The sequence below is a fragment of the Shewanella sp. SM101 genome (assembly GCF_025654465.1).
Lineage (GTDB): Bacteria > Pseudomonadota > Gammaproteobacteria > Enterobacterales > Shewanellaceae > Shewanella > Shewanella oncorhynchi.
In genome coordinates this window covers 121104-133791 of the sequence record NZ_JAKKRH010000005.1, presented here as the reverse complement: position 1 = coordinate 133791, position 12688 = coordinate 121104, and the positions used below count along the sequence as shown (strand labels likewise).

Genomic DNA, 12688 nt, shown 5'->3' with positions numbered 1-12688 from the left:
AATGAGTCCGGAAAATGCTTTTACTTATCATGAGGTTGACTTTTTACTGCCAGCTCAAAGGTTTAATATTCAGTTCTCATATATTTCGCAAAAAGGGTTGCCTTTTATAAGAGAGTTTGTGCTGAGGCTTATACATGTTGCTCCAATGAGTAAGTCACATGTAGCAAACTATTTTGGACTAAGTCGGCTTGAGACTGAAGAAGCGATTTCTGATCTTGTTCAGCGTGGAGAGTTGGAACTGTCGCCGGATGGTAGGCTTACTTTAACAGAAAAATCAAAAGGTTACTTTTCTGATGTCGGTGAGATCCCATTGCTTTCTACCATACAGGATAGTGGCGCCTCGTTATCATTTGATTTAGCGACGTTCAGCTGCTTTAGTAATCAGAATATTCAGGACAAGTGGAAAGCAGGTATATTTCTGAAAATTGACGATAGTACGGTATCTCAAAGCGAAAAGCTGGTGGAAAAGCACTTTCAGCATCAGTTTAACCAGATCCTTGATAAGGACTATCTACCTAACCTATTGACGCTGGCGGGCAATCAACGCCCTTCTGTATACACTGTCAACTCGGTCAATAAGCTGCGCCAGCTACCGTTGCGTTTGAAAACAAAATTTCAGATGGACAACGATGGCAAAGCTGTCGAACGTGAAGACTTTGAAGAGCTAAATAGCTCTGAGTATGTTCATGAGTTGGTGACTATAGAGTTATCTCGTTTATCAAGACCTGATAACATGATGAGCCTTTTTAAGGCAATGGTCACACTCGGTGATGAAGACACCTTGAAGGTATTTGATAGCAAGACAAACCTTGTCAATCCTAACTTTGTTGAGGATTTGAAGATGTTGGAGGAGCATACCAAATCAGCAAGAGTAACCTTGCTAGGTCCTATTTATTCGACAAGCAACTGGGATACGTTCCAGAAGACACTAGCACCGGTCCTTGCAAAACGAATCAAGGCAAAAGTAGATACCGGCGGTACTCGATTTCGTTGGATTGCGCCTTCAGATCCATACTGGGCAAAGAGTGAAAGTTTCACTTCTTGCTTAAGTGATTTTGGCAATAAGTCGAGTACAAAACACAAAAACCTTTATAAGCCGACCCTGTATTTACCAATATCCGATGAGGGGAATTACCGAGCTGCTAGACAATGGGAGACAGAAATTGGGCAGTTCCATGGTGAGACAAAAGGGCTTGTTGAAGGTTTCTTGGATGGCAATGTCGAGATCCTTCACCTTGAAGATGAATTGGTAGCGGTTATTTATCATTTCACTCAACCAAAATCTTTACCTGTAACCATGCCTTTGGGATTTATCTCAACTGATCCCGCTACCGTTGCCAAAATCGGAAAACTAATAGCTGAATATATTAGTGGAAGCGCTTCGTTTGATAAGCCAAATGACTGCGGTCTAATTTCAGTGCTAGCAAAGAAAAGGTAACAGCACTTAATCGTGATGGCTTGGCGCTTTAGATATCGCGCCGGGTCATGAGGGTTTTCTGTCTATAGAGAAATAGTAGTACATTGCATTCAATCTTGCGTTTGCAGTCTCTAGATATTCGTTCTGGCCAGTTTACTTACAATTGATAGGGATACTTTTATGAACCATTGTTGGAGATTAGCCGTCAATTCTGAGTCAGAAGCAGACACTATGATTCTTGAAAGCTGTCTGTTGGCGCCAGCGGAACTTTATTCAAAACTGCGTCCACGGCACTGTGTGGTGTTAGCACAGTGGAACGAAGCTGAAACTGTCGGGGATGTCGTTGCTTTAGGCGTAGTGCTATCAGTTAATGTTCAAGACGGCAGTGCCAAAGTCTGTTGGGCTCGAGCAGACATCACCCTTAAACCGAATCCAAGCGGCAGGCAGTTTTGGCGAAACAAGCCATTTTTTAAATTCGCTGACGATGTATGCGTGCGCTATATGCTTGCAGATTTATTCGCCGAACACTTCCCCGAACTGGATGACATGGAGTTTGGTAAAATCCTTGGCCTTAAATCGCCGGGTAATAGTGGTCAGTATCTCGATGTACCCGGTTACGTGTACTTGATCGAATCGGAATACGGTTACAAAATAGGCAAGACTGTAAATATAAAATCTCGTACCCGGCTATTCGAAGTGAAGTTGCCGTTTCCGATTAAGCTTATCAATTACAGCTGGTTTGATAGTTACTCCAAAGCGGAACGGGAGTTACACGTCCGATTTGCACATAAGAGACGGGAAGGTGAGTGGTTCGATTTAGACCAAGCAGACTTGGATTATATTAAAAGCCAGGGCGCTCAGATACCGGTGGCTGGCTTGTGAAGGATTATAAACAATTATTAAAACCTAGAGACCGCATCCTGAAGTCATCATTGATATAAATGTACAAAGTGACTATCGGTGAGAAACAGTGATTTAAACTGTGCTGATAAACGTTATATTTAAAATTATGCAATTATTACAAAAAGTTAATGTTTGATTTTTCATCTTATATGGGTTGTTCTGCTTGCTGCAGGTTTGGGAGGTATTAATGATTACCAAGCGTCGCAAAGTCAAATCCACAGCATTCTCTGATTTTGTGCGCAACGCATCATTTAGGGAGAAAAGAAAGTTTTTTACAAAAATTATCGAAGAGGCGACCCAAAAACAAAAAGAGGTGATAGCCAAAGCGAATGAGAATGATGGTTAGTTATATGGCATGCTTGTTGTGGCACACCTAAACTTAAACACCATGCAAGCGTTATCTCACGTTTGCCAGTTAGCGATGAAGCCGTTGCTCAAACAACGTCTGATCTACGCATTGAAGCCATCAAAATAAATCACAGATGTACGAATAGCAGTTAAATATGGCGACTAGTGCTAGTTATAGTTAAATTTTTATTGACTTCCCGGTAAGCTTGTAAAAATAAATGAATTCAATTAGTTATGCTGTTATTTTGAGCTGAAGTCGAGGAGCCGGATTCCCAGGGTAAGTCATTGGTCTAATTGAAAAAAACATCAAAAATCAGAAGTAATGCAAAAAGTAATGCAGCCCTGCCTTCTGCTTATATTAATTTTATTTTTCAATACGTTATATCATGAAGTAGACTCCCTCTCTCACCGCCAAATTAAAGCAAAGGGAATCAGTATCTTACTGGTTCCCTTTGTTGCTCTGGGACCTATTTGGGACCATTTCAGGGTGTTCTAGTCCGTTATTATCCTCACTAAAACCCATCATTTCAGAGATACGATTAGCCATTCTTAGTGAGTCCTTAGGTTTTTGCCACATTAGCTATGTTATTCGTTGTCATTCTTTTACGCGCTTGAACTAAGGTATAGCCGCCACTTAATACTATGAGTAGGCTTCCCAGAATAGTCAGCAAATCTGGGGATTCTCCAAATATAAATATTCCTAAAGCTAAGGCAAAGAGTAAACGTGTATAACGAAAGGGGCTTACTACCGATACATCTCCAGTGCGCATAGCGATTGTCAGCGCATTATAGGCAACTACACCAAAGACGATTGCTCCAATTATTTGTATTGCTGCGGTAGCACTAAACTGTATTGCTTCATTTTGGTAAATCAGTATCGCTAAGCCTGTAGGAATCAACACAAAAAAACCATACACTCCAAGCTGCATATTAGATAATACGGGAGAGGCTGCGCGTGTTGCTAAATCGCGTCCTGCAAAACCTAAGGTAGCGATAACGGCGAATAAAGATGTGGCCTCAAAACCATCAAGTCCTGGACGAATGATCATCAGCACGCCCATAAAACCAATCAATACTGCAAGCCATCTCTTGTGATTCACTTGTTCACCGAACAACAATGCCGCGCCAAGCATGGCGATTAAAGGTGTGGCTTGCAAAATAGCGGATGCACTTGAGAGTGGTGTTAACGTGATGGCTTAAGCAAAACAGAATCGGCCGACGATTTCACATAGTGCACGTACTAATATGGGGGTAGACAAGACTGCAGGATGAAGCACAGTTTCACCCTTTCGCCAGGTTAACAGTATAAAAATCAACATTCCACCTAGGCCAAATAACGCTAAAATGAGGCCGATAGAGGTGGTTTCTGCTGCGGATTTGATCAGCATGTCTTCAATAGAAAATGCTGCCATCGCAGCAACCATAAACAGACTACCTTTTCTATTATTCAAAATAAATTCCCTAAATGCTTAGACGCTATCTCTAGTCAAAAAGTTTTGTCATGAGAGTTCTGGTTTAATCAACAAAGACACAGAAGTTACGATATAGCTTATTAGAATCCAATAGAAACATCATTTTCTGATCACTATAGCAAGCTTTCTCTGCTTATCTGAATAGGATTCGCTGCTTAAGGTAGTAATGATTCTGGCTTAAAAATAAATAGGGATAATAAGCATTAGCAAGAAATGATAATAGATACAGATATGGTTTTTTTATCTATATCAGATGGCAAGTTAAGCCTCTTTTTACCATAAGGATTATGGTTGGTGTATTGTTTTAATATTATCAACTTGTGCGGCTAGTATAAGATATTGATGTCAGGTATGTGCTGCTGTTTTTCAGCTTTTATGATGAATAACATTGTTTGAAAGAGGTCTATATTGTGAGGTTAATTTTATATGTAGTAGTCTTAAGTCAATAATGGCAACGCTTAAATAATCCATCAGTTGATTTTATACTAAGTGATTTTGTATTGGGGATTTAGTGTTTTTAGGTTTATATAAAATGAAATTGCGTTGAATGGTACTGAAAAGTTAACTAAATAACTTTGGGGAAATGATTAATCGCTTAACTAAAACTGAGCGATTAATCATATTAACGAAAAAGTCTTATTGTTTTAAAAATTAACTTTGGATATTAATCGTTACTTTCTCGATGACGATAGGTTCACGGGGCACGTCTTCGTGGCCAGCGACCGTGGAGGTTTTGACTTTCTCAATTTGCTGGATAATGTCCATTCCCGCAGTAACCTTACCAAATACCGCGTAGCCCCAACCGTTATTGGTGGTGGCAGTATGGTCTAAAAAGTCATTATTGGCTGTGTTGATGAAGAATTGCGCGGTGGCCGAGTGAGGCGCATCGGTGCGAGCCATAGCGATTGTGCCTATGGTGTTACTTAGGCCTTTGTTGGCTTCGTTAACGATAGGCTCGTGGGTTGGTTTTTCCTTCATTTTTGCGGTAAACCCGCCGCCTTGGATCATAAAGCCTTTGATCACTCGGTGAAAAATCGTGTGTTCAAAGAAGCCTTCTTCACAATAGCGGACAAAGTTTTTTGAACTGACAGGCGCATGTTCAAAATCGAGTTCTATAGTGATGTCGCCTAGATTGGTGCTAAATGTAATCATGCTAATATCTTCTATCTTAATGAGTTTTTATATCTAATAAGTCACGACTTGTACTGAGTTATTACTTAGTTTTAGGGCCGCTATTCCACGGATTAAAGGGCGCGCTGCGACCTGTTGTCTCGTTACCATTGTCAGTCTGAATAGATTGCGGCCGTGTTACATTGGCTTTAACCTCTGGCTTTGATTTCGCGCTGCGATGCTTTTTCGCATGGGCGGTTTCAAAGGAGCCTTCTTTCGCGGGGCGCGAGGATCTGGCCTCAGGTGCCCGGGCTTTAAAGGTTTTTGGCGTAGTATTTTTGGGCACAAAATCGAGAATAGACACAGGCACTTCTTTGTTCGGCACAAAGCCTTCAATTTCTTTACGCACTATGAGGTGACCTAGACGCCGCTCGATAGCACATAGATTCCTAAAATCATCTTTAGAAACAAAGGAGATGGCTTCGCCGCAGGCGCCTGCACGACCGGTTCGGCCAATACGGTGAATATAATCATCGGCTTCATCGGGCAAATCATAATTGACCACACGGGTGAGGGCGTCGATATCGATACCGCGGGAAGCAACGCCAGTCGCGACTAAAAAGCGTAGTTTGCCAGATTTGAAATCCACTAATAGTTGCTCGCGTACCGCTTGGCTGCGACCGCTGTGAATGGCTTCGGCGGCAATGCCACGTTTTTCGAGTTGGCTAACCAGTTTGGCGGCGCCTTGTTTCGTCTGGATAAAGATCAGTGCCTGTTCCCACGCTTGTTCAGTGATGAGTTTGCTTAACAGGGCCGACTTTTTATCTTTATCGACAGTGATCAACCATTGGTCGATTTGCGGTGCATTTGCGCTGTCGCGGGCAATTTCAATTTCGACAGGGTTTTCAACCGCTGTTTTCGCTAAAAAGCGCACTTGCTTAGATAAGGTTGCCGAAAACAACAGATTTTGGCGTTCTGTTGGCAGACGTTCGATGATCTTATTGATGTCTTCGATAAATCCCATATCGAGCATTCTATCGGCTTCATCTAGGACTAATACCGAGATTTCATCGAAATGAATCGCTCTTTGGGTGTACATATCGAGCAATCTACCGGGTGTTGCCACCAGAATATCGACGCCTTCAATAAGACGCTGTTTCTGCGGTGTGGCATCCACGCCACCATACATGGCCATAGACGTCAGCGGCAGGTATTTGGCGTACTTGGCAATATTGTCTTCTACCTGAACGGCCAATTCGCGGGTTGGCGTTAAGATTAATGCACGAACGCGTTTAGCACGGATTTTCGGCATGTCGGCGAACATTTGCAGTATTGGCAACACAAAACTGGCGGTTTTACCTGTACCTGTTTGCGCGCCAGCAAGCAGGTTTTTGCCTTTCAAGATCACCGGAATGGCTTTTTCTTGGATCGGAGTAGGTTGTGAATAGCCGAGCTCAGTGATGGCTCTTAAAATCGGATCGCTTAATCCAAGTTTGGAAAATGGCATTGAATGTCTCAGGTAAAGGGTCAGGTCAATAATGTATAAGCAAACTGTTACGCTAAAGCATGAACAGTGAAGCAGGGCGATATTATAGCAGGAGGTGAAACAGAATAGGCGATTATCATTATTTGTGTGTGTGTTTGGTAAAGAGGGGCTTATACGTCGAATAGGCGAATGATAGGCGGTAAAATATTGAGAACTTACAATTTTGTAACCGCGCATGTATTCATGGCTAACATAGCTGCAATTATTGGGGCAATATGATTAACTGAGGTAATTTTTGTATGCCTGATAAATCTTAACAAAGGACCCATAATAATGAAAAAAAACGCTATTTCCCTTGCGATAGTGCTATCGCTGGCCAGCCTTGCTGGTTGTCAATCCCATACGAGTCAAACCGCGCCCGTAGTCGCACCTGAAGTTAAAGCCCACTCATTTGAGCAATTTTCAGCATCCTTTATTGATTCATTGTGGGAATTATCACCGACTTGGGCCTTATACAGTGGCAAGCATGTTAACGATGGTTACCTTGAAATCCCCGATGCAGCAGGTCGAGCAAAGACCTTAGCGTTTGTGAAAGCTCAGCAAGCGCAATTGACTCAGTTCGAGCAAAAGTCGCTAACGCCGAATGAGCTGATTGATTACCATCTGATCGACAATTTACTCGGTAGCATGGCATGGGAAATTGACAGTTTTAAATCCTGGCAGTGGGATCCTTCAAGCTACAACGTATCGGGCGGTTTTGCCCAAATCATCAATGAAAATTTCGCTCCATTAGATGACAGATTACGTTCGGTATTAGCGCGTTTAGAAAATGTGCCAGCTTATTATGCTGCCGCGCAGGCGAACATTAGCAAACCAACATTGGAGCACACTGAGTTAGCTGTGCTGCAGAATCAAGGTGCATTTTCGGTTTTTTCCGATGACTTATTAAAACAGGTCGCCGACTCTGGTCTGACTGATGCGGAAAAAGCGTTATTTAAAACGCGTTTCGATGCAGCAACTGCCGCGATTAACGGCCATATCGCTTGGTTAGACAAATTAGTGGTTCAACTTAAAAAAGATGGAGCACGTAGTTTTAGAATTGGCGAGGTGTTATATGAGCAAAAATTTGCCTTTGATATTCAAGCGGGGATGACGGCGAAACAGCTATATCAAAAAGCCGTAGCCGATAAAGAGCGTGTTCAAGGAGAAATGGCCAAAATTACCGATAAGTTATGGCCTAAATATTTTACTACGCCAAAACCTGCTGACAGTAAGCTCGCCATTCGCCAATTAATCGATAAATTATCGACTCAGCATGTTCAGCGCGATGAATTCGTGAATGAAGTGCGTAAGCAAATTCCAGAGCTGATTGAATTTGTAAATATGAAAAAACTAGTCACATTGGATCCTAAAAAGCCACTCGTTGTTCGTGAAACGCCCGAATATATGCGTGGTTATGCCGGTGCATCAATTAGTGCGCCTGGACCCTATGAGAAGTCAGGTAATACTTATTATAACGTGACGCCACTCGATGGCATGAGTGATGAGTCTGCCGAGAGTTACTTACGTGAATATAATCACTGGATCCTGCAAATCCTCAATATTCATGAAGCCATCCCAGGGCACTACACTCAACTCGTTTACTCTAATCAATCTCCGAGTTTAGTGAAAAGTTTATTTGGCAATGGCGCTATGGTTGAAGGTTGGGCGGTTTATACCGAGCGTATGATGTTAGAAGAAGGCTATGGTAATTTTGAGCCTGAAATGTGGTTGATGTACTACAAGTGGAATTTACGTGTTATCTGTAACACTATTTTGGATTATAGCATTCATGTGAAAGGCATGACCGAAGACCAAGCTATTGCCCTGATGATGAATGAAGCCTTCCAACAGCAAGCTGAAGCCGAAGGCAAGTGGCGCCGTGCGACACTTAGTCAAGTGCAACTGACGAGTTACTATTCCGGTTATCGAGAAATCTATGATTTCCGTGAAGAATACAAAAAATCGCAAGGTAAAGATTTTGACCTTAAAACCTTCCACGAAACATTCTTGAGTTATGGTAGTGCACCAGTGAAATATATTCGCCAATTAATGCAGAGCAAATAAGTTCGCATATTGATATAAATCAGCAGAGCTTAGGCTCTGCTTTTTTATACCAAATCGCTAGACAGGTATAGTGTGAGCTTAACATAAGTTGGCATTGTTACTTATGAAATGAAATCGTTAACACTGTGCGAATAATGAAAAGCCGAAAATTCTGCCATATAACCGAAAAAGTATATATTTCGTTATATGGCATATGCAGATGTTAATCAAACAATTTAACTGCGAGGTGATAGAGCACAATGGCGATAAATTTACTTCTTAGATTTAGATGATGCCATCAGCGCTAATACTTCATCGTAAGAAATGTTAAATTCTCTCGACAAGTTAATGATTTTTGTTTTGTAGGTTTGAATATTCTCTTGCTGAGCTAATTGATGTTTCTTTTCTTCAACTAACTCATTAACGGTTTCTTGTAATATCAATAGTCGACGTAAACTATAGTCGAGAGATTTAATATATTTACCCATTTGTTGCTTGTTACGTGCTTGCTCAAGATCCGTTGAGACTTTCTTATCATATCCATACTCATCAAGAGCTGCGATTGCGCTCTGTAAATCAAGATCAGTTGTCATTTGGTTTTCGCTTTATAACAAAGAGGTGTGGGAACAAATGTATGAAACTTTAAAGAGTGTCATAGGACGTTAACTATCGCAGATTATAATGCTTATGCCAATATACACCAAGCCTTTGCACGTTAAAATGAAATAAAAAATTCCGCTGATTTTTGCTTTGACCTTGTCGGGGTCTACAATTATGAGTAGTCTAAAGTTATAGACTATCATGGAGATTCAAATGCTTGATCTACTACCAGATTTATTCGACCACTATCCGTCTAAATTACAGTTACTTCCCCTTGCATTTAAACCCTTTGGTGGTAAACGGCTCTTCTGGGGTGAGATAGTCACAGTAAAGTGCTTTGAGGATAATTCAAAGGTAAAAGAGATACTTGCACAGGATGGGCATGGAAAAGTGCTCGTTGTCGATGGCGGCGGTTCTCTGCGCCGCGCATTGTTAGGGGATCTCATAGCGCAGAGCGCCTTAGATAATGGTTGGCAAGGGATAGTGATTAATGGTTGTGTTCGCGATGTGGCAAGATTAAATACTTTCAGCTTAGGTGTCTTTGCCTTAGGGGCTATGCCGATAAAAACCGAAAAGTTAGGTCAAGGCCAAATTAATGTGGCTGTCGATATGGGGGGCGTGACGGTTAAGCCCGGTATGATGCTCTATGCGGATGAAAATGGTATTGCAGTAAGTGATGAAATGTTGAACTTTGCATTTTTAAATTAACATTTCTAAATGCATTAGTTGCTATAAATTCAAGTTGTTTTTGATAAGGATATTTATATGAAATTCATTAAGTGGCTCTTAGCCTTAATGGTGACGCTCATTCTTTTAGTCACCGTTTATCTCACCGTCTTTTTCGACCCTAATGATTTTAAACCTGAAATAGTCGATGCCGTAAAAAAACAAACGGGTCGTGAATTAGTCATTTCTGACGATTTATCTTGGACATTTTTCCCTGTTATAGGTATTAATTTAGGAGGGGTGTCTTTATCTAACCCTGAAGGCTTTACGCCTAAGGCTATGTTAGAAGTCAAAAAAGCCGTTGCTGAAGTGGCGCTAATGCCGTTGTTTAGTCAGAAAATTGAAATTGCAGAATTGAGTCTCGATGGCGCAACGATCAATTTAGTCACCCGTAAAAATGGCACTAGCAGTTTCGATGGGTTGAGTGGCGATAATAGCCCAAAAACTGCGTCTCCAACTGCCGCCGAATCCTCATCGAATGCCAAACTTAACGACATTAATATTGGTGGCATTTCTATCACCAATACCCAAATTAATATGATTGACGAAGCTAATAAGCAGACTCAAGTCTTTACCTTAAGTAGCTTCACCCTAGGTGAGTTCTCTTTAGATAAATTTGCGCCTATCGCCTTTGAATTCAGTGCAACTATGCCGGATATGACGATAAGTAGCGAAGCTAAAGGTGAACTAAAACTCAGTCGAGACTTTAAACAACTCGTTATCAATGGGCTGAAAATTGATACTGTGGTGGAAGGTGAGAGTATTCCGAACAAGAAACTCGAAACATCTGTCAGCTTAGCAACTCAAATCGCCCTTGATAAACAGCAATTGTCCGTCGATATTGCGCAGCTTACCGCGGCGAGCATTACCGCTGCGGGTAAAGTGGGTGTTAATTATGGTACGAAAATCCCACAAATTAATGCTGATTTTCAAGTTGGTGATATTGATTTAGATACACTGCTACCAAAAACAGAGGCTGCGGCCACCGCTGAACAAGCGCCAGCAGCAAACACTCAGGAAGTTGAGCCTGATCTCTCAGCCCTTAAGCAGCTTGATGTAAAACTCAAGTTGACTGTTAAGTCTATTAAGGTCGCGAATCTGTCGACTCAAAATTGGTTAATGGATGTGGGCATTAAAAATGGCGTGTTAGATTTGACGAAACTGAATGCGGATTTATATCAAGGTCAGTTGCTGGTGAGCGCTCAGGTTGATGCTCGTCAAGCGGTGGCAAGTTATCAATTCGATAAAAAAGTGACGGGCGTACAAATTCGTCCTTTGCTGAAAGATGCAGCGGATGTGGATTTACTGGCGGGTACAGCCAACTTTGATGTGAAGGGGAAAGGTAAGAGTTTGATCCCTGAGCAGTTAAAGAAAAACCTGTTAGCGAATGGTCATTTTGATATTAATGACGGTGCTCTGTACGGGGTAAATATTCCACAGATGATCCGCAGCGCCCAAGCTAAGTTAAAGGGCGACTTATCGCCAGAAACGAAGGCGGAGCGCAAAACTGACTTCTCGAGTCTGACGGGCAGTTTCTCGTTGGATAATGGCGTTGCCACGAATCCAGATCTTGCCTTGTCTTCGCCTTTACTGCGTTTGGATGGTAAAGGCACTGCGAATTTATTGACTGAAGCCTTGGACTACAGACTAACCGCTAGCCTAGTGAATTCATTGAAGGGTCAGGGTGGTAGCGACAAAGATGCGCTGGCTGGAGTTGACATTCCGTTGGCGATTACAGGCACTTTCCAAAAACCTGAATATGCTTTGGATACTAAAGCCTTACTGAATAATCAGCTAAAGGAAGAAACCGACAAAGCTAAGGAAAAATTAAAAGACTCCTTATTGAAAAAACTAGGCGGTTTTTAATGGTTGCTTCAACGCGTTACGCATTACTTGTTTGCGCGAGTGCTTTTGTCGGCGGGCAACTTGTTGGGTGCTCGGCGCCCGAAGCCGCTGACACGAGTCAGTCAACCAAGGGTGAGACTACAACAGCTGCGGCCGTTCAGCCTGAGATTATTCGCGCTGCCGATCTGGCGCTCGATGTTTCTGGGCTTAAAAGCACTCCGACATTAAAGGCTGAACCTGTGATGGCAGAAAAGGCACAAGGCTTGCTTCGCGGCGAATTAACTCTAGAACCTTTTATCGATTTTAAGCAGTCGGTTAAGGCGACATTGACTGTGACAAATCCACAAACCTATGCTGTCGGCCTACGTTATAACTCTGGGATGACGGCGGATTTGTGGTTGGTAACGCAAGAGGGCAAACGTCTGTGGGCTTGGTCGGATGATATGATGTTTACCCAAGCATTACGTGATAGCCAATTGGCGGCAGGGAAAGTGATCACGACTTCATTTAGTATTCCGCCCAAAGCATTTGCAGGAATACCTGCAGATGGTGCTCGCTTAGAAGCGCATTTTGCCGCTAAAGCATTAGAGTCTGATGCCGTTGTTATGGCGCCCGTTGTCTTATTACTGACGATGGAATAACGCCGCCTCTCATAATAGAAAAGCCCGTAATAGAAAAAGGCAGCAATCCGATAGG

The 12688-nt window shown here is 42.2% G+C and carries 12 protein-coding genes; 7 read left to right on the top strand and 5 right to left on the bottom strand.

Annotated elements, in window-relative coordinates:
• Position 1: 1 nt before the first annotated feature.
• The 3 genes from L5M38_RS04455 to L5M38_RS04445 all read left to right on the top strand — a co-directional run bounded on the left by L5M38_RS04455 (position 2) and on the right by L5M38_RS04445 (position 2666).
• Positions 2-1438 (top strand): hypothetical protein, encoded by a 1437-nt coding sequence (locus tag L5M38_RS04455; RefSeq protein WP_263166345.1) that lies wholly within the window; start codon positions 2-4, stop codon positions 1436-1438.
• 159 nt (positions 1439-1597) lie between these two features.
• Entirely contained in the window at positions 1598-2299 is a 702-nt protein-coding gene (locus L5M38_RS04450; protein ID WP_263166343.1) for a GIY-YIG nuclease family protein, read from the top strand.
• 208 nt (positions 2300-2507) lie between these two features.
• Positions 2508-2666 carry a hypothetical protein gene (locus L5M38_RS04445; protein WP_263166341.1) on the top strand — a complete coding sequence of 53 codons (159 nt, stop codon included), beginning with the start codon at positions 2508-2510 and terminating at the stop codon, positions 2664-2666.
• A gap of 562 nt (positions 2667-3228) precedes the next feature.
• Here the strand turns inward: L5M38_RS04445 and L5M38_RS04440 are convergent.
• The 4 genes from L5M38_RS04440 to L5M38_RS04425 form a co-directional block, all read right to left on the bottom strand.
• Positions 3229-3861 (bottom strand): DMT family transporter, encoded by a 633-nt coding sequence (locus tag L5M38_RS04440; protein WP_263166571.1) that lies wholly within the window; start codon positions 3859-3861, stop codon positions 3229-3231.
• A 3-nt stretch (positions 3862-3864) separates the two neighbouring features.
• On the bottom strand, positions 3865-4119 hold the full coding sequence (locus L5M38_RS04435; protein WP_263166339.1) for a hypothetical protein: 255 nt from the start codon (positions 4117-4119) through the stop codon (positions 3865-3867).
• 672 nt (positions 4120-4791) lie between these two features.
• Positions 4792-5292 carry a peptidylprolyl isomerase gene (locus L5M38_RS04430; protein WP_263138382.1) on the bottom strand — a complete coding sequence of 167 codons (501 nt, stop codon included), beginning with the start codon at positions 5290-5292 and terminating at the stop codon, positions 4792-4794.
• Positions 5293-5353: 61 nt separating this feature from the next.
• On the bottom strand, positions 5354-6757 hold the full coding sequence (locus tag L5M38_RS04425; RefSeq protein WP_263166337.1) for a DEAD/DEAH box helicase: 1404 nt from the start codon (positions 6755-6757) through the stop codon (positions 5354-5356).
• 312 nt (positions 6758-7069) lie between these two features.
• Here L5M38_RS04425 and L5M38_RS04420 point away from each other — a divergent pair, with 312 nt between their 5' ends.
• A complete protein-coding gene (locus tag L5M38_RS04420; protein ID WP_263166334.1) occupies positions 7070-8842 on the top strand; it encodes a DUF885 domain-containing protein in 1773 nt (590 codons plus the stop codon).
• Positions 8843-9093: 251 nt separating this feature from the next.
• On the opposite strand, the gene L5M38_RS04415 is transcribed toward L5M38_RS04420, so the two are convergent.
• On the bottom strand, positions 9094-9414 hold the full coding sequence (locus tag L5M38_RS04415) for a hypothetical protein (protein WP_028760093.1): 321 nt from the start codon (positions 9412-9414) through the stop codon (positions 9094-9096).
• Between the two features lie 220 nt (positions 9415-9634).
• Here L5M38_RS04415 and L5M38_RS04410 point away from each other — a divergent pair, with 220 nt between their 5' ends.
• The 3 genes from L5M38_RS04410 to L5M38_RS04400 are packed head-to-tail and all read left to right on the top strand — an operon-like array spanning position 9635 to position 12633.
• Positions 9635-10129, top strand: coding sequence for a putative 4-hydroxy-4-methyl-2-oxoglutarate aldolase (locus L5M38_RS04410; RefSeq protein WP_028760092.1), 495 nt, complete (start codon positions 9635-9637; stop codon positions 10127-10129).
• A gap of 57 nt (positions 10130-10186) precedes the next feature.
• On the top strand, positions 10187-12013 hold the full coding sequence (locus L5M38_RS04405) for an AsmA family protein (RefSeq protein WP_263166332.1): 1827 nt from the start codon (positions 10187-10189) through the stop codon (positions 12011-12013).
• Positions 12013-12633, top strand: a complete 621-nt coding sequence (locus L5M38_RS04400; protein ID WP_113939588.1) for a BsuPI-related putative proteinase inhibitor — start codon at positions 12013-12015, stop codon at positions 12631-12633. Before L5M38_RS04405 ends, L5M38_RS04400 begins: the two co-directional genes overlap by 1 nt.
• Positions 12634-12688 lie beyond the last annotated feature (55 nt).

Excerpts from the sequence above, each read along its gene's own strand:
- L5M38_RS04455 (WP_263166345.1), top strand. The coding sequence starts at position 2 with ATGAGTCCGGAAAATGCTTTTACTTATCATGAGGTTGACTTTTTACTG.
- L5M38_RS04450 (WP_263166343.1), top strand. The coding sequence starts at position 1,598 with ATGAACCATTGTTGGAGATTAGCCGTCAATTCTGAGTCAGAAGCAGAC.
- L5M38_RS04445 (WP_263166341.1), top strand. The coding sequence starts at position 2,508 with ATGATTACCAAGCGTCGCAAAGTCAAATCCACAGCATTCTCTGATTTT.
- L5M38_RS04430 (WP_263138382.1), bottom strand. The coding sequence starts at position 5,292 with ATGATTACATTTAGCACCAATCTAGGCGACATCACTATAGAACTCGAT.
- L5M38_RS04425 (WP_263166337.1), bottom strand. The coding sequence starts at position 6,757 with ATGCCATTTTCCAAACTTGGATTAAGCGATCCGATTTTAAGAGCCATC.
- L5M38_RS04420 (WP_263166334.1), top strand. The coding sequence starts at position 7,070 with ATGAAAAAAAACGCTATTTCCCTTGCGATAGTGCTATCGCTGGCCAGC.
- L5M38_RS04415 (WP_028760093.1), bottom strand. The coding sequence starts at position 9,414 with ATGACAACTGATCTTGATTTACAGAGCGCAATCGCAGCTCTTGATGAG.
- L5M38_RS04410 (WP_028760092.1), top strand. The coding sequence starts at position 9,635 with ATGCTTGATCTACTACCAGATTTATTCGACCACTATCCGTCTAAATTA.
- L5M38_RS04405 (WP_263166332.1), top strand. The coding sequence starts at position 10,187 with ATGAAATTCATTAAGTGGCTCTTAGCCTTAATGGTGACGCTCATTCTT.
- L5M38_RS04400 (WP_113939588.1), top strand. The coding sequence starts at position 12,013 with ATGGTTGCTTCAACGCGTTACGCATTACTTGTTTGCGCGAGTGCTTTT.